This window comes from Nucisporomicrobium flavum (assembly GCF_016464385.1).
Classification (GTDB): Bacteria; Actinomycetota; Actinomycetes; order Mycobacteriales; family Micromonosporaceae; genus Actinoplanes; species Actinoplanes flavus_A.
This window is the reverse complement of sequence record NZ_JADMLH010000027.1, coordinates 1-25,648: the sequence shown is the minus strand read 5'-3', so window position 1 is coordinate 25,648 and position 25,648 is coordinate 1. Positions and strand designations below refer to the sequence as shown.

The 25,648-nt window shown below is 71.0% G+C and carries 24 protein-coding genes and 1 pseudogene; 10 read left to right on the top strand and 15 right to left on the bottom strand.

Features of this window, described 5'->3' with window-relative positions:
- The first annotated feature begins 9 nt into the window (after positions 1–9).
- The gene (locus tag IT780_RS38090; protein ID WP_199516731.1) at positions 10–2,079 is read left to right on the top strand and encodes a response regulator; all 2,070 of its coding nucleotides are present in this window, start codon (positions 10–12) and stop codon (positions 2,077–2,079) included.
- A 54-nt stretch (positions 2,080–2,133) separates the two neighbouring features.
- On the top strand, positions 2,134–3,114 hold the full coding sequence (locus tag IT780_RS38085; protein WP_199516730.1) for a helix-turn-helix transcriptional regulator: 981 nt from the start codon (positions 2,134–2,136) through the stop codon (positions 3,112–3,114).
- 1,949 nt (positions 3,115–5,063) lie between these two features.
- Here IT780_RS38085 and IT780_RS38080 read toward each other — a convergent pair.
- Entirely contained in the window at positions 5,064–5,984 is a 921-nt protein-coding gene (locus IT780_RS38080) for a glycoside hydrolase family 88 protein (RefSeq protein ID WP_199516729.1), read from the bottom strand.
- Positions 5,981–6,919, bottom strand: a complete 939-nt coding sequence (locus IT780_RS38075; protein ID WP_199516728.1) for a ribose-phosphate diphosphokinase — start codon at positions 6,917–6,919, stop codon at positions 5,981–5,983. Before IT780_RS38075 ends, IT780_RS38080 begins: the two co-directional genes overlap by 4 nt.
- Before the next feature lie 94 nt (positions 6,920–7,013).
- Here IT780_RS38075 and IT780_RS43360 point away from each other — a divergent pair, with 94 nt between their 5' ends.
- Positions 7,014–7,202 carry a hypothetical protein gene (locus tag IT780_RS43360; RefSeq protein WP_307831603.1) on the top strand — a complete coding sequence of 63 codons (189 nt, stop codon included), beginning with the start codon at positions 7,014–7,016 and terminating at the stop codon, positions 7,200–7,202.
- 180 nt (positions 7,203–7,382) lie between these two features.
- Here the strand turns inward: IT780_RS43360 and IT780_RS38065 are convergent, their stop codons facing one another.
- Genes IT780_RS38065 through IT780_RS38055 form a run of 3 tightly spaced genes read right to left on the bottom strand, consistent with a single transcriptional unit; the run spans position 7,383 to position 9,691 of the window.
- Complete coding sequence (locus IT780_RS38065) at positions 7,383–7,850, bottom strand: OsmC family protein (RefSeq protein ID WP_199516727.1); 468 nt, start codon at positions 7,848–7,850, stop codon at positions 7,383–7,385.
- Positions 7,851–7,867: 17 nt separating this feature from the next.
- Positions 7,868–8,860 (bottom strand): magnesium transporter CorA family protein, encoded by a 993-nt coding sequence (locus IT780_RS38060; RefSeq protein WP_199516726.1) that lies wholly within the window; start codon positions 8,858–8,860, stop codon positions 7,868–7,870.
- A gap of 30 nt (positions 8,861–8,890) precedes the next feature.
- A complete protein-coding gene (locus tag IT780_RS38055; protein ID WP_199516725.1) occupies positions 8,891–9,691 on the bottom strand; it encodes a polysaccharide lyase family 7 protein in 801 nt (266 codons plus the stop codon).
- A 127-nt stretch (positions 9,692–9,818) separates the two neighbouring features.
- On the opposite strand from IT780_RS38055, the gene bluB reads away from it, so the two are divergent.
- A complete protein-coding gene (gene bluB / locus IT780_RS38050) occupies positions 9,819–10,439 on the top strand; it encodes a 5,6-dimethylbenzimidazole synthase (RefSeq protein WP_199516724.1) in 621 nt (206 codons plus the stop codon).
- A gap of 10 nt (positions 10,440–10,449) precedes the next feature.
- Here the strand turns inward: bluB and IT780_RS38045 are convergent, their stop codons facing one another.
- From IT780_RS38045 to IT780_RS38015, 7 genes are all read right to left on the bottom strand, one after another.
- Complete coding sequence (locus IT780_RS38045) at positions 10,450–11,121, bottom strand: YceI family protein (protein ID WP_199516723.1); 672 nt, start codon at positions 11,119–11,121, stop codon at positions 10,450–10,452.
- A gap of 95 nt (positions 11,122–11,216) precedes the next feature.
- Entirely contained in the window at positions 11,217–12,047 is an 831-nt protein-coding gene (locus IT780_RS38040) for a PP2C family protein-serine/threonine phosphatase (protein ID WP_199516722.1), read from the bottom strand.
- Positions 12,048–12,176: 129 nt separating this feature from the next.
- Complete coding sequence (locus IT780_RS38035; protein ID WP_233414189.1) at positions 12,177–14,480, bottom strand: glycoside hydrolase family 9 protein; 2,304 nt, start codon at positions 14,478–14,480, stop codon at positions 12,177–12,179.
- 70 nt (positions 14,481–14,550) lie between these two features.
- Positions 14,551–15,705, bottom strand: a complete 1,155-nt coding sequence (locus IT780_RS38030; protein ID WP_199516720.1) for an ROK family transcriptional regulator — start codon at positions 15,703–15,705, stop codon at positions 14,551–14,553.
- A complete protein-coding gene (locus tag IT780_RS38025; protein WP_307831602.1) occupies positions 15,702–16,967 on the bottom strand; it encodes a sugar ABC transporter permease in 1,266 nt (421 codons plus the stop codon). Before IT780_RS38025 ends, IT780_RS38030 begins: the two co-directional genes overlap by 4 nt.
- Complete coding sequence (locus IT780_RS38020; RefSeq protein WP_199516719.1) at positions 16,964–17,788, bottom strand: ATP-binding cassette domain-containing protein; 825 nt, start codon at positions 17,786–17,788, stop codon at positions 16,964–16,966. The genes IT780_RS38025 and IT780_RS38020 overlap by 4 nt, the downstream gene beginning before the upstream one ends.
- 91 nt (positions 17,789–17,879) lie before the next feature.
- On the bottom strand, positions 17,880–18,983 hold the full coding sequence (locus tag IT780_RS38015; RefSeq protein WP_199516718.1) for a sugar ABC transporter substrate-binding protein: 1,104 nt from the start codon (positions 18,981–18,983) through the stop codon (positions 17,880–17,882).
- A 294-nt stretch (positions 18,984–19,277) separates the two neighbouring features.
- Here IT780_RS38015 and IT780_RS38010 point away from each other — a divergent pair, with 294 nt between their 5' ends.
- The 4 genes from IT780_RS38010 to IT780_RS37995 all read left to right on the top strand — a co-directional run bounded on the left by IT780_RS38010 (position 19,278) and on the right by IT780_RS37995 (position 22,556).
- Positions 19,278–19,943 (top strand): aggregation-promoting factor C-terminal-like domain-containing protein, encoded by a 666-nt coding sequence (locus tag IT780_RS38010; protein ID WP_199516717.1) that lies wholly within the window; start codon positions 19,278–19,280, stop codon positions 19,941–19,943.
- Between the two features lie 113 nt (positions 19,944–20,056).
- Positions 20,057–20,773: a polysaccharide deacetylase family protein gene (locus tag IT780_RS38005; protein ID WP_233414188.1), complete on the top strand. Its 717-nt coding sequence runs from the start codon at positions 20,057–20,059 to the stop codon at positions 20,771–20,773.
- Positions 20,774–20,792: 19 nt separating this feature from the next.
- Entirely contained in the window at positions 20,793–21,692 is a 900-nt protein-coding gene (locus IT780_RS38000) for a LysR family transcriptional regulator (RefSeq protein ID WP_199516716.1), read from the top strand.
- A 54-nt stretch (positions 21,693–21,746) separates the two neighbouring features.
- The gene (locus tag IT780_RS37995; protein WP_199516715.1) at positions 21,747–22,556 is read left to right on the top strand and encodes an SDR family NAD(P)-dependent oxidoreductase; all 810 of its coding nucleotides are present in this window, start codon (positions 21,747–21,749) and stop codon (positions 22,554–22,556) included.
- 116 nt (positions 22,557–22,672) lie between these two features.
- On the opposite strand, the gene IT780_RS37990 is transcribed toward IT780_RS37995, so the two are convergent.
- Positions 22,673–22,996, bottom strand: coding sequence for a nuclear transport factor 2 family protein (locus IT780_RS37990; RefSeq protein WP_199516714.1), 324 nt, complete (start codon positions 22,994–22,996; stop codon positions 22,673–22,675).
- Between the two features lie 91 nt (positions 22,997–23,087).
- Positions 23,088–23,917 (bottom strand): annotated as a pseudogene (locus IT780_RS37985) (SDR family NAD(P)-dependent oxidoreductase).
- A gap of 58 nt (positions 23,918–23,975) precedes the next feature.
- On the opposite strand from IT780_RS37985, the gene IT780_RS37980 reads away from it, so the two are divergent.
- Entirely contained in the window at positions 23,976–24,632 is a 657-nt protein-coding gene (locus tag IT780_RS37980; protein WP_199516713.1) for a TetR/AcrR family transcriptional regulator, read from the top strand.
- Positions 24,633–24,827: 195 nt separating this feature from the next.
- Positions 24,828–25,049 (top strand): hypothetical protein, encoded by a 222-nt coding sequence (locus IT780_RS37975; protein ID WP_233414187.1) that lies wholly within the window; start codon positions 24,828–24,830, stop codon positions 25,047–25,049.
- Positions 25,050–25,127: 78 nt separating this feature from the next.
- On the opposite strand, the gene IT780_RS37970 is transcribed toward IT780_RS37975, so the two are convergent.
- Positions 25,128–25,648, bottom strand: a 521-nt coding sequence (locus IT780_RS37970; protein WP_267910245.1) for a non-reducing end alpha-L-arabinofuranosidase family hydrolase, incomplete at its 5' end; no start/stop codon positions are given.

The window sequence follows — 25,648 nt, the reverse complement described above, 5'->3', positions numbered from 1 at the left end:
AGTTGCCACATGGGTGTCATGGCTTATCCCCTCCGGTACGCACTGGCCGACCTGGCGCTGGCGTTGAGCCGCGTCTCGGAAGACACCGGGAAGGTGTGCTCGACCGCCGCGCGGGCCGCCGCGGACATGATCGGCGACGGGGCGGGCGTGCAACTGCTGCGCGACGACGGGCGCTACGACGCGATCACGTACCACCACGCCGACGACAGCCTGGCCGAGCCGTACGCCCACCTGCTCGACCGCGCCGGCGAGCTGCCCGACGACGAGTTCTCCACCAGCCTCGCCGCGAGCCGGCGGCCGGTGGTGCTGGCCGCCGACGGCGCCGAACCGCTGACCGAGCTGCCCCAGCCGCGGCACTCCGCGTACGTGGACCCGGGCACGCCCACGCCACCCGTGCACGCCGCCGTGCTGTGCCCGGTCATCGTCGACAACACGTACGCCGGATATCTGGCCCTGACCCGCGCCACGCCCGGCACGATCTACTCGCCCGCGGAGGTGGAGCTCGCCCGTGACATCGCCGGCGAGCTGTCGCTGGCGCTGTCGTCGGCCCGGGCCATGGAACGGCTGCGGGCCAGCGAGGAGCGCTACCGCCGGGTGCTCGAGACCATCCCCGAGGGGGTGCTGCAGCTCGACGAGACCGGCGTCGCGACGTACGCCAACGAGCCCATCGGCGTGGTGCTCGGCCTGCCCCGCGCCCAGCTCGTCGGCGTCTCCCTGCGCGGCTTCCTCGACGAGCACGGCCAGGCGGACCTGACCCGGCGGCTTGCCGAGTGCAAGGCGGGGCGCTCCACCGTGGGCGCCACGAGCCTGCTGCGCGCCGACGGCTCCCGGCGCAGCGTACGCATGAGCATGATGCCCCTCGAGGACGGCGGGCGGCACCGCGGCGTGCTGTGCATGGTCACCGACACCACCGACCACATCGACGCCAAGGGCCTCAAGCGCCAGCTCGACCACCTGCGCCGGCTCGACAGCATGGGCCAGCTGATCGGCGGCATCTCGCACGACTTCAACAACCTCATGACCGTGGTCGCCGGCTCCGCCGACATGATCGCGACAACGACCGCCGAGGGCACCCCGCAGCACCAGATGGCCCAGGACATCCTGCAGGCGGTCGCCACCGGGCGGACCCTGACCCATCAACTGCTCGCTTTCGGGCGTACCGAAGGCAACCGGCCCGAGATCATCCCCATCCCGGACCTGCTCACCGACGTCCAGAGCCTGTTCAGCCGGACCCTCGGCGAGCGCATCGGTCTCGACCTGGCCTTCGGCCCGGACGTCTGGCCGGTACGCGCGGAGCGCGGCCCGCTGGAGCAGGCCCTGGTGAACCTGGCCGCCAACGCCCGCGACGCCATGCTGCACGGCGGCATGCTGCGCGTCGCCGCCACCAACGAGATGGTGGAGCCCGGTCAGCTGACCGAGGGCGCCCCCGCCGGCCGCTGCGTGCACCTGGTCATCCAGGACACCGGCGTGGGCATGAGCGACGAGACCCGCCGGCGGGCGCTCGAGCCGTTCTTCACCACCCGGCCCACCGCGGCCGGCCTGGGCCTGGCCACGGCGGCCGGCATCGTGCAGGGCCTGGGCGGGCACATCACGCTGGAATCGCAACCCCGCATGGGTACGACGGTCCACCTGTACCTGCCGGCGGCCGAGGAGCGCCCCGCGTCCGCGGTGGACCGGCGCGTCACCCCCGCGGTGATCGGTCGCGTCCTCATCGTCGAGGACCAGCCGGAGGTGGCACAGCTCGTGCAGCGCCTCATCGAACCGGCCGGCTACGAGATCACAGTGGCCACGGACGCGCTCACCGCGGTCAGCCAGGTGGCCGCGGGCGCGCACCCGGACCTACTGATCACCGACGTGGTGATGCCGACGATGACCGGGCCGGAACTCGCGTCGGCGCTGCGTACGCATCGTCCGGACCTGCCGGTCCTGTTCATGTCCGGCTACACCGCGGCGTCGCTCGGGCCCCAGCTGCACCTGGACGCGAACAGCATGCTGCTGGAGAAGCCGTTCACCCGGTCCACGCTGCTCGGCGCGATCCGGGCGCTGTGCGGTCCCCAGCCGCCGAAGCCCACGCCCTGACGGCAACGGAGCAGGTGTCAGGATCTGGCACCTTCTCCGGGCAGAATCGCCGTCATGCCGAAGACGTCCGCCCGCCTGCTGGCTCTGTTGTCGCTGCTGCAGAGCCGGCGGGACTGGCCGGGCACGCTGCTCGCCGAGCGCCTCGAGATCAGCCTGCGCACGGTACGCCGCGACGTGGACCGGCTGCGCGAGCTGGGCTACCCGATCGCCGCGGTCAAGGGTCCCGACGGCGGCTACCGACTGCGCGCCGGCACCGAGCTGCCCCCACTGCTGTTCGACGACGACCAGGCCGTGGCGCTCGCTGTCGCCCTGCAGCTCGCCGCCACCACAGCCGGCACGGGCGGCCTCGCCGAAGACGCCGCCCGCGCGCTGGCGACCGTACGCCAGGTCCTGCCGTCCCGCCTGCGCCACCGCATCGACACCGTACGGGTCACCGCCGTCGAACGACCCACCAATCGCCCGGCCGCAACCGTCGACGGCGACCTGCTCGTGGCACTCAGCTCGGCCGTCCACGCCCGGGAAACCCTGCGCTTCGACTACGGCTCGGAGACCACCGACCGACCACCGCGCCGGGTCGAACCGCACCACCTGGTCACTTGGGACGGACGCTGGTATCTGATCGCCTACGACCTCGACCGCAACGACTGGCGGACGTTCCGAGCCGACAGAATGCTGCTCCGAACCCCCAACGGCCCACGTTTCACCCCGCGTGAGCTGCCGGGCGGGGAGGTCGCCGCGTACGTCACCAGCACGTTCCGTGGCTCCGCCGACATGACGGGCGACTGGCCCTGCCGAGGCACGGTGATCCTCGGCGCGCCGGCCGCCACGATCGCGACGTACACCCGGGACGGCATCGTCGAGGAGGCCGGCCCTGACCGCTGCCGGCTTACGCTCGGCTCGTGGTCCTGGGCGGGTTTGGCCGCAGCCGTCGCCCGCTACGACGCTGAGATCGAGGTGGTCGGGCCGCGGGACCTCGCCAAGGCTTTCGCCGAGCTGGCCGGGCGCTTCGGCAGGGCAGCAGCGGGCGCGGGCTAGGGCGCACCCGGCTGTCGGCCCGGCGCGGCCGAGCTCGGCGCGGCGCGGCGCGGCGAGGCGCGGCGCGGCTTCGCGCTGCCGGGCTCGGCCCGGCGGGGCTTGGCGCGGCCGGGCCCGGCGGGGCTTGGCGCGGCCAGGCTTGGCGGGGCTTGGCGCGGCCAGGCTTGGCGCTGCCGGGCTCGGTCCGGCGGGGCTTGGCGCTGCCGGGCCCGGCGGGCTTGGCGCGGCCAGGCTTGGCGCTGCCGGGCTCGGCCCGGCGGGCTTGGCGCGGCCAGGCTTGGCGCTGCCGGGCTCGGCCCGGCGGGGCTTGGCGCGGCCGGGCCCGGCGGGGCTTGGCGCGGCCAGGCTTGGCGCGGCCGGGCGCGCTTCTGGTGGTGGGCCGGCCGGTGATGCTTTTGACAGGTGAGCGAGTGCCAGTGGCGCCGGCCGACAACATCGCCACGCCGAGCGAGAGTGGTGCCTCCGCAATGGCGACGGACCTCGCCGACATGACCGGGTCGATGTCGTGGTCGACGTCATTTCCGCAGGCGACATGGCAGGATTGATCGATATCGCGCCATTCGCCGGCAAGGAGCTGGCCGGAGAGACGCCATTCTGCGAATGGCTGGACTGTCGGTGACACGAATTTGCGGAACTGACGGTCGCCGCAGAGACGATGTTGGCAGAAAGTGATCCGTGATGCGGTGAAGAATTGTGGTCGGTGACGGATCTCTGCGCCATCAACGGTGATTTCGTTGCCGGGTCCGAGGCGGCGCCCGTTACCGGTTCGATGGTGGTGGCGCCGACCGGAACCGCCGCCGGTCCGGGGGTGGCAACCTCCGGGGAAGCTGCCTGTCCGACCGCAGTGACGCCTCGCACCGCTGCCGAACCGGCGGGCGTGACGTCCCGGCCGGCTGCGGGCTCCACCACGGCGACACCTCGCACCGCCGCCAACCCCGAGGCGGCGACCTCCGAGGGCACGGCAGGCTCGACCGTCACGACGCGTTGCACCGCCACCACCTTCTCGGATGCCTGTGGCTCCGCCTGTTGTGCAGACTGCACCGCTGCACACGGCGACAGGGGTGCAGCCACCGGACGGCCAGCCATCGCCGGCCCGTCCGTCGACGGCGCCACCCTGCGGAGTGTCCCCGGCTTCGCCTCGCAGTCCACATCGGCCGGCCGGCCCCCACACTGATCACCATGCAGACGGCGCAGCTTCGTGGCGTGCCGTTGGGCCAACCCCCACGTCCGACGACGAGCGTGTTCGCGGCGAAACTCCTCGCGCGCAGCACAATAGCGACGTGACGCTGTCCGATCGCGCATCGTCGCCAATTCCTGCGTCGAGAACAACTGAAGCTGCCGCATACGTATATTGTCCCGCGCCTCCCTCCGCAGCGACACTAATCGATCATCGCGGAAAAGCGATGAGCGCCACAGTGAGACAGCCCCCTGAAACCGGCAAGAATAGGCAGTCCGACCCCGGCCCTGAAATGGAAGCACCTGTCGGATACAGGGATGCACGAGCACGGGCGAGAGGAGTCAACCTTGGGCGGAATCGGCCATGCTGGATCGCAGAGTCGCCCCCGCGTGCGCTCCGGACCCGTCCCAAGCCGGCAGGCGACGAGCGTCGGCCGACGTGCCACCAGGCCTCGCCGCAGCCCTCAAAGCCCAGACCCTCGCCACCCGGCCCCGCCGCAGCCTCGAGAGCCCAGACCCTCCCGGCCCCGCCGCAGCCCCGAAAGCCCAGACCCTCCCGGCCCCGCCGCAGCCCCGAGAGCCCAAACCCTCGCCACCCGGCCCCGCCGCAGCCCCGAAAGCCCAAACCCTCCCGGCCCCGCCGCAGCCCCGAGAGCCCAAACCCTCGCCACCCGGCCCCGCCGCAGCCCCGAAAGCCCAAACCCACCCGCCCCCGCCGCAGCCCCGAAAGCCCAAACCCACCCGCCCCCGCCGCAGCCCCGAGAGCCCAAACCTCAGGACTCTGCAGCGGCGAGCGCGAGCAAGTGGAAGGCCTGCGCCTCACTGGACGCCCCCGGCCGGTCGAAGTGCGGGGAGCCCGCCGCGCCACGTACGACGCCGTACCTGTCAACCCGCCGGGTCGCCGCAGCGAGGAGGTCGTGGCCGGTGGTTGCGTACGCCGCCGGGAGCCAGCCGTCGGCCGCGCCCATGAGGGCCGCGTACGCGAACATCTGGGCCGCGTTGGTTTCCGGGAAGGTCGATGGGTCGTCGAGGACGTCGTGGAAGAGGCCGTCGTCGCGGCGCAGGCGCAGGCAGGCGTCGAGGACCTCGCGGGCGTGCGCGGCGAACCGGTCGCCGTCCGGGAATGCCGGGACCAGGTGCAGCGTGCGGGCCGCCGCCGCCACCACCCAGCCGTTGCCGCCGCCCCACCGGTCGGCGCGGCGCAGGGTGCCGGTCTCCTCGGACCAGATCGCCGCGTAGAGCCCGTCGTGGCAGAGGCGTGCGCGGTGGCCGTCGATCTGCTGCCAGGCCAGGTCGGGGCGGTCGCTGAGCGCGAGGAACGGCACCACCATGTAGACGGTGTCCGCCCAGGCCTCGCGGCCGCCGAGCAGGTGGAACAGCGTGCCGTCCGCGGCGCGGGGCGCGTCGGTGGCCAGCCAGGCGAGCTGGCGGCGGGCCGCTTCGGCGAAGATCCGGTCACCGGTACGCGCGTACGCCGCCAGCACCGCCTCCCCGCAGCAGGCGCCGTTGACCGCCCCCGCTTCCCCGTCCACGTCGCCGAGGCGCCCGTCGGGGCTCTGCCGCGCCACAGCCGCCTCGGCGAGCAGCACGGCGAGGTCGTCGTGGCCCAGGTCGAGGGCGGCCTGCGCGGCGACGCCCTGCTCCCACGACTGGCGTTGCATCGCCAGGAGCGCGGTGAGAACGGGTGTGCTCATGTGAACAGCGCGCTGACGGATTCTCCATTGTGGATGCGGCGGATCGCCTCGGCCAGGGCGGGCGCCACCGACAGCACCGTGAGCTTGTCCGTACGGTTCGCCGCCGGGATCGGCACGGTGTTCGTGCAGACGATCTCCTCGATGTCTTTCTCCGCCGACAGCCGCTGCACCGCGTCGGCGGTGAACAGGCCGTGCGTGCAGGCCACCCGGATGCTGCGGGTGTTCCGTTCGCGCAGCCGGCCGAGCAGTTCGAAGACCGTGCTGCCCTTGGCGATCTCGTCGTCGAGGATGATCACGTCGCGGTCCGCGACCTCGCCGATGACCGAGCTGATCACGACCTTGTCGTCGGCGTACCGCTGCTTGGCGCCGGCGGCCACCTCGATGCCGAGCATCCGGGCGAAGGCCGCAGCCTCCTTGGCGTTGCCCAGGTCCGGTGAGACCACGACGGTGTTGCTCAGGTCGTACCCGCGGAAGTGGTTGGCGAGCTCGCGCAGCGCGTGCAGGTGGTCGACCGGGACGCTGAAGAAGCCGTGGACCTGCGGGGAGTGCAGGGTCATCGCGAGGATGCGGTGCGCGCCCGCGGTCTGCAGGAGGTCGGCGACGAGGCGGCCGCCGATGGAGATGCGCGGGGCGTCCTTCTTGTCGCTGCGGGCGTACGCGTAATGCGGCAGCACGACGGTGATCCGCCCGGCCGAGGCGCCCCGGGCGGCGTCGAGCATGAACAGCAGCTCGACGAGGTTCTCCTGGACCGGGGGCACGAGCGGCTGGATGAGGAACACGTCCCGCTCGCGGCAGTTGCCCTGCAGCTGCACCTCGATGCAGTCGTTGGCGAACCGGGACGTCTTCGCGGGCAGCAGCGGCACACCGAGGTGCTCGCAGATCTCCGCTGCCATGTGGGGGTGGGCACTTCCGGTGAACACGGCGATGTCACGCACGGCCACACCCTAATGTCCGAGGTCCCGACACGGACGGGCGACCACCGGCTGCTGTGATCCACCACCGTGGGCCCATGAACGGACTGGCCGTGGCGTGCCGCCGGGTGCTGACCTGTGCAAGCTCTCCGCGCCGCTGCTGGTGGACGAGCCCACGAGCCGCCTCGACACGGCCGGCCGCGACGAGGTCATGACGGCGCTCGAAACCGTCAACGCCGAGCGGCAGACCACGATCGTTGGGGGACCGACGACAACGAGGTGGGCGCCCGCCCCGGCCGGACGGTGACGACCCGCGACGGCCGTCGGCGCGGTGGGCCGCGACGGCCGTCGGCGCGGTGGGTCGCGACGGCCAGGGCTTCGCCGTGGTCGCGACGGCCAGGGCTTCGTCGTGGTCGCGGGTGACAGCACGGTGCAGCTGGCGTGACCCGACCCGCCGGCTGACGACAAGCCGGCGCCACCGATCGGATCAGGAGTCTTCAGCGACCTGCGTCACCTTCGCCGCGATGGTGATCGTGGAGTTGAGCGAGTTGGCGATGTAGCACTCCTCGTGGCCCTGCTCGACGAGCCGCAGCACGAGCTCCTCGTCCGTGCCCGGCGCGACGGTGATGACCGGGTTCAGCTCGATGCGTTCGATCCGGGCGCCGCGCAGGTCCTCGCTGAGGTGGCCGGTCGCGTCGTCGGTGTAGCGGACCACGTCGAGGTGTTTGCGGGCCGCCAGCGACAGGAACGACAGCATCTGACAGGAACTCGCGGCCAGGACCAGCAGCTGTTCCGGGTTGAGCAGGTCGGCGTCGCCGCGGAAGTGGGGGTCGGCGCTGAGCCGCAGCGAGACGTCGGCGGGTGGGGCGGTCGCCGTGTGGGCCCTCGGGTACGCCCGGTAGCCCGCCCCGGTCGAGCCGTCCCATTCCAGCCGCGTGTGGTGTGAAAGTCCCATGCCGGCCACCCTAGGACTCAGAGCCAGCCGCGGCGCTTCAGGTACGCGTACAGACCGCCGGCCGACAGCACGATCAGCGCCGTGCTGGCCACGAACCCGGAGACGTGCTCGTACCCCCAGTACGGCACGTTCTGGCCGAAGAAGCCGGTCAGTGCGGTGGGGACCGCGATGATGGCGGCCCACGCGGCCAGTTTGCGGGTGACGTCGTTGAGCTGGTTGCTCTGCTCGTTGAGGTCCGCCTCGAGGAGGCCGTTGATGCGCTCCCGGGCACTGTCGATGGTCTCCGTGGCCCGCCGGGCGTGGTCGTCGATGTCGCGGTAGTAAGGCGCCAGGCGCTCGTCCACCAGCCCGGTCTCGGCCCGGAGCACCGTGGCGATGAGGTCGGCCATCGGGGCCACCGGGCGGCGCAGGGCGGCGATGGCCTTGCGCAGGGCGAAGCCGTACATCCGTACCGGGCGGGGCGCGCCGCCCTCCTCCAGGATGGCGTCCTCGGCGTCGTCCATCGCCTCGTCGAGGGTCTGGGCGGCCGCGAACTGCCCGTCGACGACGACGTCGAGCAGGCCGTAGACGAGGAACGCGACCCCGCCCTCGCGCGCGAGGTCGCTGTCCTCGTCCCAGCGCCGCAGCACCGCCGACAGGTCGCTCTCGGACTTGCGTACGGTGATCAGCGCCCGATCGGTGATGAACGAGCTGATCTCCGCCTTGTGCACCTCGGGGTTGGCGCCGGTGGTGACGTGCACGGCGTACACGTTCATGAACAGGTGGCCGGGATACCGGTCGATCTTCGGCCGCTGGTGGTCGTGCACCGCGTCCTCGACGGCGAGCGGGTGCAGCCCGAAGTCGGCGGCGATGGCCTCGAGGTCCGGCAGGTCCGGGTCGAACAGGTCGAGCCAGACCACGCCCTTGGGGTGTTCCTCCAGCAGCCGCGGGACGTCGGCGGCGCCGAAGCCCTCGGCCACGACGCCGCCGTCCTCGTAGAGCCGGGTGGTGGTGGGACAGGTCTGTGTCACAACACAGCACTATGCCCCCTCATCCCGGGTTCAGCTGTGCGAGACGGTCAGCGCGTAGAACTTGACCTTCGCGCCGTTGGTGGTGCTCTCCGACGACGACTGGTTGTACGAGCCGGCCTTGAAGTACTGCTTGTACGGGTTGAACGACGACGGGATGGAGTAGCTGGTCCTCGCGCCGTTCACCGTCAGGTTGATCCGGTTGCCCGACACGTTGATGACGTAGCTCCACGTCTTGCCCAGCGGTACGTTCCCGACCGGGTGCAGCGTCTGGCCGCCCGCCGGCGAGTTCTCCGTGCCGAGGTGGATGTCGCCGTTGGGCCGGTAGTAGAGCTCGAGCAGCGGCTTGGTGGACGAGCCGCCCGAGCCCAGGTGCACCTGCCCCACGCAGACGTTCTTGGTCACCTGGGGAATGCGCAGGGTGGCGCTGAGCGTGTGGTTGCCGGCGAGCGGCCAGTCGGCGGCGCTGCCGTTCGCGTTCATCTCCCGCAGCTCGGAGCGCGCGTAGTTCGAGTTGGGCGTGGTGACGCCCTTCTCCGGCGCCCAGAACGTCATCGAGCCGTCGTTCTTGTCGGTCCAGAAGTACGCCGGGTTCGTGTACCCGCCGGGTCCCTTGAGCTGCGCGGGCGGGATGGTCGTCGGGGAGCCGGGCGAGCCGATCGGCAGCTGCAGCGACCATACGGCGAGGTTGAAGTTGCCGCCGGGCGCCACGGTGGGGTCGAGCGCGGCGGCGCGGACGGCGGGGGCGGTCGCGGCCGTCGCGTTCGTGACGCCGAAGGCGGCGAGAGCGGCGGCGACGGCCACCGCGCCGGTGACAGCGAGGATCCGTTTCATGGGGACCTTCCGTGGGGACGGGCCGCCTCCGGGCGGACAGGTGGGGGAACCGTCCCGGAATTGGCAAGTTGTCGAACAATTAACCCGGTCCCGCGCCGGCTGTCAACGGGTCTAGAGTCGCCCCTCGATGAATACCGACCTCTACGACGTCATCAGCCGCCGTCGCGACGTCCGCGCCGAGTTCACCGGCGAGCCCGTACCGGCCGAGGTTCTGCACCGGATCCTCGCCGCCGCGCACGCCGCGCCCAGCGTGGGGCTCTCGCAGCCGTGGGACTTCGTCCTCGTCCACGACGAGCACATCCGCCGCCGCTTCCACGACCATGTGCAGGCCGAGCGCGAGACCTTCGCCGCGACGCTGAGCGGCCCCGAGGCGGACCGCTTCGCCCGCATCAAGATCGACGGGGTGCTGGAGGCGGGACTCTCGGTGGTGGTCACGTACGACGCGCAGCGCGGCGCGCCCGCGGTCCTCGGCCGGCACGCGATCGCCGACGCCGGCCTGTACTCCGTGTGCCTGGCGATCCAGAACCTGTGGCTGGCCGCCACCGCGGAAGGGCTCGGCGTGGGCTGGGTGTCGTTCTACCGTGAGGAGTTCCTCGGCGAGCTGCTCGGCATCCCGGCCGGCGTACGGCCCGTCGCGTGGCTGTGCCTCGGCCCGGTGACCCACCTCGAGGCCGTACCCGACCTGGAGCGGCACGGCTGGCGTACGCGCACCCCGCTCGAGGGCCTCATCCACCACGACCGCTGGTGACGAGGCCGGGTCAGGCCTGGCGGATGGCCTCGCCGGCGATCTCGATGCGGACCTTCTTGCCGACCAGGACGCCGCCCGTCTCCAACGCGACGTTCCACAGCAGACCGTAGCTCTCCCGGTCGATCTCGGCATGCGCGGTGAAGCCGAAGATGTCCCGGCCGTACGGGTCGCGCCCGGCGCCGCCGAAGTCGACGTCGAGGTCGACCTGCCGGGTGACGTCCCTGACGGTGAGGTCCCCCGCGAGCACGAACCGGCCGGGCGGCCGGGCCACCGGCGCGGGCGTCGCCGGCCCGGGGGCCCGGCGCCGGCTGAGCGGGTTGTTGCGCAACTGCGCCCACAGGAAGATCGCGTCGTCGCCGCCGAGCCACTTGAGGCCGGTGCTACGGAACTCCAGCACCGGGTACGCCGCCACGTCCAGGAAGTCGGCGCTGCGCAGGTGCGTGTCCCGCTCGGCGTTGCTGGTGTCGATGCTCGCCGCCTGGATGGTGGCCGTCAGCGACGTCTGCAGCGGATCCTCGTGCACGACGATCGTGGCCGTCGCCTGCGTGAACTCGCCCCGGATCAGGCTGACCATCATGTGCTGGGCGTGGAACCCGATCCGTTTGTGCGCGTCGTCCAGGACGTACACGCCGGGTTCCGGGATGGTGAGGCCGTTCCACTGCCGGGTCGGGCGACCGGTCATCGCGCTGCTCCCCCATGTCGCTCGCTGCGTCGAGCGGTTGATCTTAAAAGTGCATTGATTCGACGAGATTTCCCTGCGTGCGACCATGGCGCGCGTCACGTGGGACGCACGAGCAGCAGCGCGATGTCGTCCCGCCGGCTCGGCGCCGCAGCGAGCAGCAGGGCGCACAGCCGGTCACCGGGCAGATGCCGGTTCGCGTCGAGCAGCTGGGCGATCCGGTGGATGCCGGCGTCGACGATCTGCCCCGGCTCCTCCACCAGCCCGTCGGTGTAGAGCAGCAGCGTCGACCCGGCCGGCAGCGCCCGGCGATGGGTGGTGCGCCGCGGGCAGGGCACCGGGCCGAGCAGCGGTTCCGGGCTCTCCCACCACACCTCGACACCGCCGTCCGGGCACGCCACCAGCGGCGGCAGGTGCCCGGCGCTGGCGAAGCCGACGCTGTGCCCGCGCCGGTCGGGCACCATCCGGGCCAGCAGCATCGTGGCCATCACCGGCACGGCCATACCGTCCACGGCCGAGTGCACCCGCTGCAGCACCGTGCCGGGCTCGTCGTTCCTTCCGTACGCGGTACCGCGGACCAGGTTCCGCAGCTGACCCATCGTGGCGGCGGCCTCGACGTCGTGGCCGCACACGTCGCCCACCGCCAGCATCACCGAGCCGTCGGGCTGCTGGAACGCGTCGTACCAGTCCCCGCCCACGCCGGTGTCCGGGCCGGCGGGCAGGTAGCGGCCGTGCAGCTCGATCCCGGGGATGGCCGGCAGCGTGCCGAGCAGGCTGCGCTGCAGCACCTCGGTGACGTGCCGGTGCCGGCGGTGCTGCCGGATGCCCTGGACGGCCGGCTCCACCGGCGCCCACTCGCGCGGGTGGCTGCCGATGGCGCACAGCGCGCCGAGCATCCGCCCGTCGACGTCGACGTCGCTTCGGGTCATGGGGGTCCTCCGCAGTGCCTGCGACAGCACCTGCACATCGGCGCACCCACGCCTCGGCCCCCACCGACAGGTCGCGCAGCCACGTTACCCGCGGACGGCCGCGCCCACGATCACCCGTACGGGGACGCCTCAAGCGAGCGTGCAGGCGGCCCCGTTCAGCGCGAAGGCGGCCGGGCGGGGGTTGCTGCCGGTGGAGGTGCCGTTGAACCCGAAGCTGACCGTCGCACCGGGAGCGAGCGTGCCGTTGTACGTCGTGTTCCGGGCGGTCACCTGCGTACCGCTCTGGGTGACGTCCGCCGACCACGCCTGGGTGACCCGCTGCCCGGCGGTGTACGCGAACGTCAGCGCCCAGCTCGTCGCCGCGGTGGGCCCGTTGGTCACGGTCACCGTCGCGGTGAAACCGGTGCTCCAGTCGTTGGTGCTGTACGCGACCCGGCACCCGGCCGGCTGCGACGGTGAGGGGGACGGCTGGGAGGGGGACGGCGACGGCTGCGAGGGCGAGGGCGAAGGCTGCGAGGGCGACGGGTCCGGGCCCGGGGTGGCGGTGCCCGGCTCGGTGCCCCACACCCGCGTGCCGCCGTCATAGAGCGTCACGCCCGGGTTCGGGCCGGCCGCCGCCTGGTACGACGGGTCGTCGGTGGGGTCCCACGTGCCGCCCTCGACCACACCGATCTTGAGCTGCACCTCCATCCGGTGCGCGGACTGCCCGGCCGGCGCGATGGTGTAGCCGGTGCAGTCCACCTCGACGTACCAGATGTCGCCGGAGTACTGCTTCGCCGCGGTCGGCCCCGGGCAGCCCTGCGTGTACGGCGAGCTGACGCTCAGCGCCGCGTCGCCGTCGCGGGTGAAGTAGTACCGGAACTTGCCGGCGGTCAGCGCCCGCGCGGGGAACGCGGACTTGTTGTAGACGACGACCTTCACGCCGGTGGACCGGGTCTCGTTCTGCATGACGGTCGTCTCCACCGACAGCTCCGCCATGTCCGGCTTCTCGGCCTGCGGGAAGTTGGCCAGCGGAGCGCCGCCGTACTCGCCGTAGAGGCGGGCCACGGCCGAGGTGAATCCGGCGTTGTAGTCGGTGGCAACCTCGTTCATCACGTAGTCGCCGCGGCTGTCGGTGTACTTGTCGTCCGGCGACGAGGGGCCGCCGACCAGCGCGCCGTACAGGGTGTGCCGGGTCTGCTCGGGCACCTGCTGGCTGTCCCACCACGAGCCGTGCGCCGTACGGTGATGGGGGTTCTTCGGCGCGTTGGAGCCGAAGCCGATCACGTAGCTGGAGTTGCGCGGGTTGTCGCCCAGCGCGTAGTTGATCTGTTTGACGGCGAAGTCGTGGTAGCGCTGCTTGCGGGTGGCGTCGGCGAGGTGGTCACTGTGGACCAGCGCCACGAACGCGGTGTTGGCGGCGTAGCGCAGGGCGCCCCAGCTGTCCACGACCACCATGCCGCCCGGCGACGTACGGACCTTCTCGCCGTTGACGCCGACGGTGAACCAGTCGAGCCAGCGGTTGGCGTCGTCGAGGTACTTCTGCTTGCCGGTCAGCTGGGCGAGCAGAACGTAGGTGCCGTACTGCTTGTTGTCCCAGGAGATCGTCCACTTGTACATCTTGGTGCTGGTCTGGTTCTCGTTGCCCTGGGCGTCGTAGCCGGCCTCGGCCTTGGCGAGGTAGGAGGCGTCACCGGTGGCGCGGTGCAGCCAGATCGCACCCCACACCAGCTCGTCGGCGTAGCCGCTCCAGGACTTGTAGAACGCGGTCGCGTCGGTGATGCACTCGTGGTAGCTCTTCCGGACCGTGTCGGCGAACGTGTAGAGCTGCTTGGCGTGGGTCAGCAGAGTGTCCGCATAGGTCGGGTCGGTGGCCCGGAACACCATCGAGCTGGCTGCCATCGCGGCCGCCGTCTCCGCCGCGAGCTCCGTGCCGCCGCAGCTCGCATCGATCTTGTACGCCGGCCGCGCCATCGGCAGCACCTCGGCGGGACCCCACCACTTGTGGTCGTCGTCGCCCTTGCCGACCTGGCCGTACAGGACGTTGGGCGAGGGGTGCGCCTTGATGAAGTAGTCGTTCGGTACGCGCAGGTTGTTCAGCAGGTGGGTGAGCTGGCCGGAGCTCGCGTACGCGTCCCGGTTCTCCACCGCGCCCCAGGCCAGCATGGTCGTGGTGAACGCCATCGGCAGGCCGAACTTGACGTGGTCGCCGGCGTCGAACCAGCCGCCGGTGAGGTCGAGCCCCACATCGGAGCCGTCGCGCATCGCGGAGTCGCCGCGCCAGGAGACGCGGTTCCAGGCGGGCTTCTTGCCCGACACCTGAGCCTCGTAGAACAGCAGCGACTTCTGCAGCGCCTCGCCGTAGCTGTGGGCCGGAGCGGCGGACGCACCCTCGGGGGCGACGATCCAGGCCAGGCTCAGCGCCAGCACCGCCAGCAGGGTACGCACTCTCATGACCGGCTCCTCGCGAGGCAACGAAGTGACCGTCATCGTTACATGGGAGCGCTCCCAAAGACAACAATCGTCAGCTGACCAGCGGATCGCCGAGCAGCCGTTCGAAGGCCAGCTCCGCCGCGCCGATCAGCGCCGCGTCCTCGCCGAGCCCGGGGGTCCGCAGCCGGACCTGCTCCCGGCAGGCGGGCAGCGCGACAGCGTTCATGCGGCTGCGGATGTGCGCCGCCGCGGCCAGGTAGACGTCACGCAACGTCCCGCCGAAGATCACGGCCTCCGGGTTGACGATGTTCGCCAGGTTGCCCACGCCGAAGCCGATCCACCCGCCCACCTCACGGATCGCTGACTGGGCCCGCGCATCGCCGAACATCGCCGCCTTGACTACCCCGAGCACGGCCTCGCGCCCGGCCGCCCCGGAGCGGCCCGCGTGCTGCAGCAACGCCCGCTCGCCGATCTCCGTCTCCCAGCAGCCGCGCGACCCGCACGGGCACTGCCGCCCGTACGGGTTCACCACCACGTGCCCCACCTCGCCGCCCCGGCCCAGCGTGCGGCGGCCGTCCGCGATGATGCCGGCGCCGACGCCGATGTCGCCGTACAGGTAGAGGACGTTGTCGCAGCCCGCGGCGGCGCCCCGGCTGTGCTCGGCGAGCGCCGACACCTCGGCGTGGTTGCCCACGCTCAGCCGGCCCGGCACGCCGAGGTCGCCGGCCGCGAAGTCCTCCAGGTGCTGCCGCGGCACGAGGACCGCCGTACCGTCCGCCGCCCGGGACCGGCCGACGACGGCGACGCCGGTGCCCACGAACCGCCCGTCGCCCGGGACGTCGCCGGCCATCTCCCGGACGAACGCCGCGAGCGGCCCGGCCGCCTCGGGTACGGCCATGCCGGGCGGGCGCGGCACCTCACGGCGGTCGAGGATGCGCCCGCCCAGCCCCACGCGGGCCGCCCGGAGCCGGTCCACCTCGATGCTCAGCGCGTACGCGTAGACCGTGGCCGACCGGGGCCGGACGACCAGCGAAGGTCGCCCGGCCCGGCCGGTGTCGCGCTGGGTGCGCTCGAAGACGAGCCCGGCCGCCGTCAGGTCGGCCGTGAGCGCGCCGATGGTGCTGCGGTTCAGGCCCAGCCGGGTGGTGAGCTCCGCCCGGGACGTCGCGCCGTGCACGTGGACGTACCGCAGCACCGTGCCCAGGTTGTGCCGCCGGACGTCCTCCTTGCCGGGCGCGGCCCTCATCGCGTGCCGGTGGCAGCCGCCCTGCGCCGGGCCAGGGCGTCGACGCTGGCCGCGACGAGCAGGATCAGTCCCGTGAAGATGAACTTCTGCCCGGACGAGAAGCCCATCAGCCCCATGCCGTTGTCGATCACGGCGATCACCGCGCCGCCGATGACGGCGTTGACGATCTTGCCCTTGCCGCCGAAGAGGCTGGTGCCGCCGATCACGGCCGCGCCCACCGAGTACAGCAGGATGTTGCTGCCGCCGGTGTTCGGGTCGACCGAGCTGGCCCGGCTGACCTGGAGGATGCCGCCGATCGCCGCCATGAACGAGCCGATCACGAAGACCGAGATGCGGATCCGGTCGACCGGGATGCCGGCCCGGCGGGCCGCCTCGGTGTTGCCGCCGACCGCGTAGACGTGCCGGCCGTACGTGGTCCGCCCCAGCACGAACGTCCACAGGATCAGGAACGCGGCGATGATCGGCACGACGATCGGTACGCCCTTGAGCGAGTTGATCGCCGGGTTCACGGCCCGCTCCTGCGTCAGGACGGCCGTCGTGGCGAGCACGACCACCGCGAGCCCGCCGATGCGCAGCAGCACGACGCCGGCCGGGTCGGTGACCAGGCCCCGCGCCGCCCGCGCACGCCGCCGGTTGAACTGCACCAGCGCATAGCCGGCCACCGCCACGACGGCCAGGACCCAGCTCCACAGCACCGGGATGTTCTTGTTGTTCAGCGCGATCACGAACGAGTCGCGGATGGAGATGTTCACGCCGCCGCTGAGCAGGACCAGCAGGAGGCCCTGGAAGCCGAGGAACGCGGCCAAGGTCACCACGAACGACGGGATGCCGACCTTCGCGATCAGCAGGCCCAGGACCAGGCCGATCACCACGCCGGTGAGCAGGGCTGCCGGGATGGCGCCGTACCAGGGCCAGCCGTGGTTGGTGAGCAGGATCGCCATGACCGCGCCGCAGACGCCGCTAGCGAAGCCGGCGGACAGGTCGATCTCGCCCAGCAGCAGGACGAAGATCAGGCCCATCGCGATGAAGACGGTCTGCGCGCCCTGGTTGAACAGGTTGGCGAAGTTGAGCGGGCTGGTGAACGTCTCCCGGGCGACGGAGAAGATCAGTGAGAGCACGATCAGGCCCAGGACGGCCGGGAGGCTGCCCAGGTCGCCGCCGCGGACCCGCTGCCAGTACTCGTGCAGATGGCTCGCCACCGTGGGCTGGGCGACCCGCAGGCCGCCGGCCGTCGTGGTGGTGGGGGTGGCGCTGGTGGTCACTGGTCGCCTCCGGGCGTGATGTCGACGGCGACGCCGTTCCCGTTGCCGTTGCCGTCGGGTCGCTCCGGCGGCAGGCCGACCGTGCCGCTGCGGCCGGCCGTGATCAGCTCCACGACCTGCGAGTGGGTCACCTCGCTGGTCTTGACCTGGGCCGCCATCCGGCCGAGGTAGAGCGCGGCGATGCGGTCGGAAACGGCGAACACGTCGTTCATGTTGTGCGAGATGAGCACGACACCCAGGCCGCTGTCGGCAAGGCGGCGGACCAGCTCGAGGACCTGGGCGGTCTGGGCCACGCCGAGGGCGGCGGTGGGCTCGTCGAGGATGACCACGCGACTGTTCCAGAGCACGGCCTTGGCGATCGCCACGGTCTGCCGCTGGCCGCCGGAGAGGCTGGCCACGAGCTGCCGCAGGGATTTCACCGTACGCACCGAGAGGCTGGCGAGGGTGTCGCCGGCCATCTGTTCCATGGTCGGCTCGTCGAGGACGATGCCGCGTACCTTCTCCCGTCCGAGGAACATGTTCTGGACGATGTCGAGGTTGTCGCAGAGCGCGAGGTCCTGGTAGACGACCTCGATGCCCAGTTCGGCGGCGTCACGGGGACTGTGGATGGTCACCGGCCGGCCGTCGAAGGAGACGGTGCCGGCGTCGATCGTGTAGATCCCGCTGACGCACTTGACCAGGGTCGACTTGCCGGCGCCGTTGTCGCCGACGAGCGCGGTGACCTCGCCGGCGTACGCGGAGAGACCGACGTCGTGCAGGACCTGGACGGGACCGAAACTCTTGTCGATCCCGCTCAGCTCCAAGAGGGGTGTGGCGGCCACGAATGCTCCTTGTCGATGCGGCGCCGCCCACGCACTGTGCACGTGGACGGCGCCGTGGTGCTGGAGAGGGTTCAGCCGACCGGCTCGGGGGTCAGCTGATGCCCGCGGCCGTGCAGGCCTTGGCGTAGTCCCCGGTGCAGAGCTGCTCCTTGGTGACGAACTTGTCGGCGATGACGTCCTTGATGTTGTCCTTGGTGATCGACTGCGGCTCCAGCAGCACCGAGGGGACGTCCTTGCCCGACTCCGGGTCCCGGGTGACGCCGGTGGCGGTGCTCGGCTTCTGGTTCTTGGCCAGAGCGATGGCCAGCTCGGACGCCGCGTCGGCCTCCTTCTTGATCGCCTTGTAGACCGTCATGCACTGGTCGCCGGCGAGGATGTTCTGCAGACCCTGGACGGTGGCGTCCTGGCCGGTGACCGGAACCTGCCCGTTGAGCCGGTTCCGCTTGAGCACCGAGATTGCCGCGTTGCCGAGGCCGTCGTTGGCGGCGAGCACGCCCTTGATGTTCTTGTTCTGGGTCAGCATCTGCTCGAAGATCGTGCCGGCCTGCGCGTTGTCCCACTCCGGCACGGACTGGTCCGGGCCCTTCTGGAACTCGCCCGAGTCGTACTTGGGCTTGAGGACCGAGTCGTAACCCTGCTTGAAGAGGGTCGCGTTGTTGTCGGTCGGCGACCCGTTGAGCTCGGCGACGACCGGCTTGTCGTACTTCTTGGCGGCCAGGCAGTCGACGAGGCCCTTGCCCTGCAGCTCGCCGACCTTCACGTTGTCGAACGACACGTAGTAGTTCGCGCCACCGTTGAGCGTGAGCCGGTCGTAGTCGATCGTGGCGATACCGGCGCCCCGGGCCTTGTCCAGCACAGCCTTGCCGGTACCGGAGTCCAGGTTCACGATCATGAGCACCTTGACGCCGCTGGAGATCATGCCGTCGGCGATGGTCTGGAACTGCGTCTTGTCGCCCTGAGCGTTCTGGATGTCCGCCTGCACGCCGGCGGCCGCGAACGCCGCCTTCAGGTACGTCAGGTCGGCGGTGGCCCACCGCGCCGAGCTCTTGGTGTCCGGCAGGATCACGCCCACCTTGCCGGTCGACGAGCTCCCTTTGGTGCTGCCGCTGTCGGACCCGCCGCTGTCGCCGCAGGCCGCGATGCTGCCCGTGGCCAGCAGCCCGGCGGCAGCAAGGGCGAACACTCCCTTACGCATGGTGACCCCTCCATGATCGAGACATCGGTTCCGAAAGTTTCGGGGCGTCGATGATCGATCAGATCAGAAAGTTTTGTTGTTTCGGAAACGGTCGACCATCAGGGGCCCCAGCACAAGCGCTCGGTCCTAACTGACCCGCAGACCGGGATAACAATTCGGCAACACGGGCGTGATCGCGGCGGCATCCCGTCTCCGGAAATTCCGGCACTTTTCCGGAGCGAATCGCACCGGGCTTGGCTGCGTCGCCGGCACCCGGTATGGTGCCGCCACCGTGGCTGACGAAAGGGATGTTTCGTGGATGGGCTCTGGAGCCGGGTCGGTGTTCGCGCCACCTCCGTCGGCCTGCTGGTCGCAGGCGTCATCGGCGGCGTCCATCTAGGACAGATGCGCGACGACCGGCAGCAGGACGAGCGCACCCGGGTCGCCGTCCAGGCCGAGGCCGAGGAGCTGCAGTTCCTCCAGGTCCGCCGCACCCAGCAGATCGCCGCGCGCGCCTGGCGGCACGCGGCCACCAGCGACGCGGCCGACGAAGCCGCGGACCAGGCCCGCTCCGCGGCGACGAAGGCGCGCAAGCAGGAGAAGAAAGTGATCGCGCGCAAGGCGGCCGAGGAGAAGGGGACGGTGGCCTTCGCCGGCGAGATCCCGACGTCCTGCAAGGAATACAGCGGCAACCGCGCGATCGGCTGCGCGCTGACCCTGGAGGCCGGCTTCGGGCTCGCCGAGTTCCCCTGCCTCAACAAGCTGTGGAACCACGAGAGCGGCTGGAACGAGCGCGCCGCCAACCCCAGCGGTGCGTACGGGATTCCCCAGGCCCTGCCCGGCCGCAAGATGGGCTCGGTCGGCTCGGACTGGCGGACGAACCCGGCCACCCAGATCAAGTGGGGCCTCGGCTACATCAAGGGCCGGTACCACACCCCGTGCGGGGCCTGGTCGCACTTCCAGAGCAACAACTCGTACTGACGCCCGGAACTTTCGGCACCTATTGACGGCTTTCGCTGCGCTCCTTAGCGTACGGGAAGAGCAGCCGCCCTGAAACTTTCGGCGGTTGCCGCCCCATCCCCTGAGGAGAAGTCATGCCCGAACGCCGTCTCCGTGGCCGGGTCACCGCACTGCTCGCCGCCTCCACCCTCGCCGTCTTCGGCTTCACCGGAACCTCCGAGGCCGCCGCCCACAACCGGCCGTGCCACAACGGGTACGTCGGCCTCACCTACGACGACGGCCCGAGCGCCACCACCGGCGAGCTGCTCGCCGCGCTGCGCGCCAACCACCTGCGCGCTACGTTCTTCAACCAGGGCAACCACACCCTCGAGCAGCCCGACCTGGTCCGCGCCGAACTGCGCGCCGGGATGTGGGTGGGCAACCACACCTACAGCCACCCCCACCTGACCCAGATCGGCGAACCGGCCGCCTTCCAGGAGATCGCCAGCACCCAGTGGGCCCTTCGCGACGTCACCGGCCGCGAACCCACCCTGTTCCGCCCGCCGTTCGGCGAGACCGACGACCAGGTCCGCGCCGACGAGGACCGCATCGGCCTGCTCGAGGTCCTGTGGACGGTGGACTCGCGCGACTGGGCCGGGGCGACCGCCGAGGAGATCGCCGCGGCGGCGCGCACCCTGCAGCCGGGCGGCATCATCCTCATGCACGACTGGCCCCCGGCGACGATCGAGGCGGTGCCGCTGATCGCCAGGGACCTCGCCGAGCGCGGGCTGTGCCCGGGCCGCATCGCGTACACGCCGAAGGACATCCCGTACGGCAACCAGGTCTTCCACGCCCAGGCCGTACGCCCTTGACAGCCGTTAGGCTGGCCGCATGCCTCCCGACCTGGACCTGCGGCTGGTCCGGTACTTCACGGTGGTCGCCGAGCGGCTGAGCTTCGCGCGTGCGGCCGAGGAGCTGCGGGTCGCCCAGCCGTCGCTGAGCCGGCAGATCCAGCGGCTGGAGGACACCCTCGGCGTCCGCCTGCTGGAGCGCACCAGCCAGGGCAGCCGGCTCACCGCCGCCGGCGCGGCGTTCCTTCCACAGGCCCAGCGCCTGCTGCACGCCGCCCGCCAGGCGGTGAGCACCGCACGGGCCGCGGCACCGGCACGCGCGATCACCGTCGGATACGCGGACGATCTCGTCATCACCCCCGCCGTCCGCGACCTGCGCCACCGGCATCCCGACGCCCACGTGCGCACCAGCCATCTCGGCTCCCCGGACGCCGGCGCGCTGCTCGACCGGCGCGTCGACGCCCTGGTGATCCGTACGCCGCTCCCCATCCCTGCCGACGACCTCGACGTGACCGTCCTGCGCGCCGAGTCCCGGGTCCTGCTGGTGCCCGCCACCCACCGCCTCGCCGGCAAGGAGTCGGTCACCGCCGCGGACATCGCCGCGGAATCGCTCGTCGGGTGCACCGGCATGGACGCCGCCTGGACCGATTTCTGGCGGCTGGAGCCCCGACCGGACGGCAATCCCGCCCCGCTCGGCCCGGCCCTCGCCGAGGCCTATGAGGACAAGCTCGAGGCCGTCGCGGACGGAGCCGTCGCCCTGGTCCCTGCCGGCGACCGGCGCTTCAGCCTCCGGCCCGGTCTGACCGCCGTCCCCGTGGACGACATCGAGCCCTGCCACGTCGTCGTCGCCACCCGCGCCGCGGACCCGAACCCGCTGGTCGCGGAGTTCGTCACCTCGGCGACGAACCTTCTCGGGGACCGTCATGCACGTCTGACATGACGGGTTGCGAAACAGGTCTTGGACGGCGCCGCGAGCAGACCGTTGGCTGGTCCCATGACCGTCGACTACCGCGCACAGACCGTTCTGCTGACCGGCGCCACCTCCGGCATCGGTGCCGCCTTCGCCCGGGCCCTGGCCGCACGCGGCTCGAACCTCGTGCTGGTCGCCCGTCGCGCCGAGCGGCTGGCCTCGATGGCGGACGAGCTACGCCGTACCCATGACGTCCGGGTCGAATCGATCCCCGCAGACCTCGCCCGGCCGGCCGCCGCAACCGGCCTCCACCGCGCGGTCGCCGACCTGGGCTTGCGGGTCACGAGCCTGATCAACAACGCCGCGGTCGGCTCGTTCGCGCCGGTCCTCGACGCCGACCCCGGCCACCTCGCCATCGAGATCGCCGTCGACGCCGCGGCCCCGGTCGAGCTGACGGCGGCATTCCTGCCGGAGATCACGAGCGCCGGGGGCGGCTTCATCATCAACGTCACCGGCGTCTCCGCGTACTTCCCGTCTCCCCGGATGGCTGTCTACAGCGCCACGAAAGCCTTCATGCTCAGCTTCACCGAGTCACTGTGGACGGAGCTGCGCGGCAGCGGTATCAGGGTTTTCGCGGTGTCCCCGGGCGCTACGGACACCGCTTTCGCAAGCGGGATGGGCCCGGAGGCGGCGGTCCTGACCGCCGGCAAGCTGCGCCGGCCCGAGGACGTCGTCGCCACGGCGCTGCGCCACCTCGAGAGCCGCAACCCGGGCCCATCCGTCATCGACGGACGCTCCAATCAGTTCGGCGTGGCCATGACCCGCATCCTGAGCCGCCGTCAAGCTGCGTCGATGATGGCCCGCATCCTCGACCCCAGCCGCCTCCAAAGGTGAAGCGGGAGCACCCACCGGGCACCCCCGCTTCCTCGGTCAGCGGACTTCAGGGCACCTGCCCTGGGGACTCACGCCCGAACCCCACGACCACTCAGGCCGTCCCTGCCGGTGATGGGTCAGACGGGGTCGATCGCGAGGTCGGTGACCTGGTCGTCTCTGATGCCGAAGACGAACGCGAAGGACAGGGGCCCGCCGGGGAAGTCACCGTCTCCGGAGGCCACCAGCCGGTCGTCCGCGAACGAGGTCGGCGTGATCACGATCTGGGGGTTGATCAGGTGCCCCTGGATCCATTCGCGGATCTCGGCCTCGCCGGCGTAGGTCTTTCCGTCATCACGCACGGTGGCCCCGTCGGCGAAGAGCGCGGTCAGCGCGTTCGCGTCGTGCGCGTTGGTGGCCGCGATGAAGTTCTCGATTGCCTTGGGAAGAGGAAGATTGTCCATCTCTGTTCTCCGTTCTTGTCGGGTGGGGGCGCGTCAGGGTCGCGGCAAGGCGACTCAGCGCGCGTTACCGGTGCAGCCGCTGATGACAGGCTCAGAAGTCCGCTGAGCGCGAGAGCTTCTCGTTCGCGCGCAGCTCCGCGAGGGCGTTCTCGTGCATCGCGACGACGGCGTCGTAGCCGGAGTTGCCGAGCACGATCCGGTGCGGTGCAACGGGTGCGTTCATCGCGCTGATCACGGCCTGCACGCCACGAACAGGGTCACCTTCCTGCTTGCCGTCAGCGTCCACGAATGCCGCCTTGACGGCCTCGACCATCGGCACGTAGGCGTCGACGGACTCGTTGACGGGCTCGTTCCGGAAGTACGAGAAGGCACTGGTGCGGAACGCTCCCGGCTCGACGACGAGCACGCGCACGCCGAACGGCTCGACCTCCTGGCGCAGTGTCGCCGACAGTCCTTCGATCGCGAACTTGGCCGCAGCGTAGTAGCCGAACCCCTGTGCGCCGACGAGGCCGGCCACCGATGACATGTTCACGATCCAGCCGCTGCCGCGGGCCCGCATACCCGGAAGGACCGCGCGGATGACCTCGACCACTGCGAACAGGTTGAGGTCGAAGGTGCGGCGGATCGTCTCGCCGGGGGCACCCTCGATCGAGCCGTACCAGCCACGGCCCGCGCTGTTGACGAGCACGTCGATCCGCCGAACCGTTCTTCCGCCGTCGTGACCGCCGCACGCACCTGGTCGGCATCGGTGACATCGAGCTCAAGAACCAGGACACGCTCACCATGCGGTTCAGCCCACGTCTGCAGCTCGGAGGGCCGACGCGCTGTCACCACCACCTGATCGCCCTGCGCGAGTGCAGCCTCGGCATAGGTCAAACCGAATCCTCCGGGCGTCCCACCGGTGATGAACCAAGTCCTCATGGACTTCTCCTCTCGCTATAGAAGCGAATGTAGCGCTACATGCGCTAATGTAGCAAGCATGCAGAACGCCAAGGACCGACTCCTCCTCGCCGCAGCCGAGTTGCTGGAGAGCGGCGGCACGCTGTCCACGAGAGCGGCGTGCGAACGCGCCGGGGTGCAGGCCCCGACGCTGTATCACCACTTCGGCAGCAAACAGGGCCTGATCGACGCCGTGGCCAACCACGGCTTCACCCAGTACACGGCGGTCGAGAATTCCGGCGACCCGCTGGACGACCTGCGCCAGGGCTGGGACAGGCATGTGCTGTTCGGGCTGGAGCACCCCTCGTTCTACGGGTTGCTCTACGGCCGTGCCGAGCCGGGAAAGCCCTGCGCGGTCACCGCCCCCGCGCACGCCGCGCTGCGCGAGCGATTCACCGCCGCCGCCACCCAGGGCCTGCTCAAGGTCCCGGCGGCCGATGCCGCCGAACAGGTGTTCGCCGCCAACGTCGGCATCACGCTCACCCTGATCACCCAGCCGGAGCCGGACTTCGGGCTGTCCGAACGCGTCCGCGAGGCCGCGCTGGCCGGAGTCCTGCACACACCCTCCACGGACGCCCCTGCGACCCGCGCGAGCGCCGCATTGACGCTGCGAGCGCTGGTCGGGAACGACCCGGGCGACCTCACCCCCGGCGAAAACGCGCTGCTCGGCGAACTACTGGACCGCCTGGCCCGCTAGAACAAGGCCGGCTGCATGCTTCCGACCGACCCGAGCGCTCACGAACGCCTGCATCCGCCGGCCGGCACCGGCTGCCGAGCCCTCCTCGCGTCGATCGGTTCGGCTCCGGCACAGCCCGACGTCCAGGCGCAGCGGGCCGGGAGGCCAGTTCGCCTCGGTCTGGGCAACCAAGCGGCAGGCACGCCGGACGGTGGGGTGGCCCTTCAGCTAGCGTTCGTGGTCGGGCCTCGCCGCAACTGGGCGAACCTCGGGAAGCCCACCATCGACTCGCTCGGCCCGCTTCTGGGCCGCGACCCCGGCGCGCGGGAATGGAACGTACGCGACGGCCGCATCGTCGACCTCGGATTGCACTGCGTGGTCGATCCGGCCCTGCGGTACGAGGTCCTCATCGCCGTCCGGGGCTCTCCTTCAGGATGAGGGCGACGGTCCCGGTGGTCCGCGACGGACATGCCTCGGCCGCCCCACCCGGTGGACGGGCGAGGCGGCCGGACAGTGTCAGCGCTGGCGGGTCAGCAGGCCCGGCCGGTACGGCAGGAGCCCGTAGTCGCCGCCCGAGCTGGGCGAGCGGCCCTGGTACAGCAGTTGCAGGTTGCACGGGTCGATCGTCATCGTCTGATCCGCGCTCGTCCGGATCAGCTCACCGTGGCTGATGTCGTTGGTCCAGGTGGCGCCGCTGTTGGCCTTGCCCGCGAACGGGTTGCTCTCCGTCGCGGCCTGCGGGGTCCACGTACCACCCAGGCTGGTCGCCGTGAACGAGCGGAAGTACCGCCCGTTCGCGCCGATCGCCTCGACGATCATCAGGTACTGGTTCTGACCCTGCACCTTGTACACCTGCGGCGCCTCGAACAGGTTGTTCGTGCTGTCACTCATGATCGTGGTGTACGACGACCCGAAGCTGCCCGGGAAGTTCCCGATCGGCATGCTGGCCCGGTAGATCTTGCCGTTGTCCCCGGCGAAGAACAGATACATGTTCTGTCCGTCGCCGATCAGCGTCTGGTCGATCGGGCCGGTCCCCG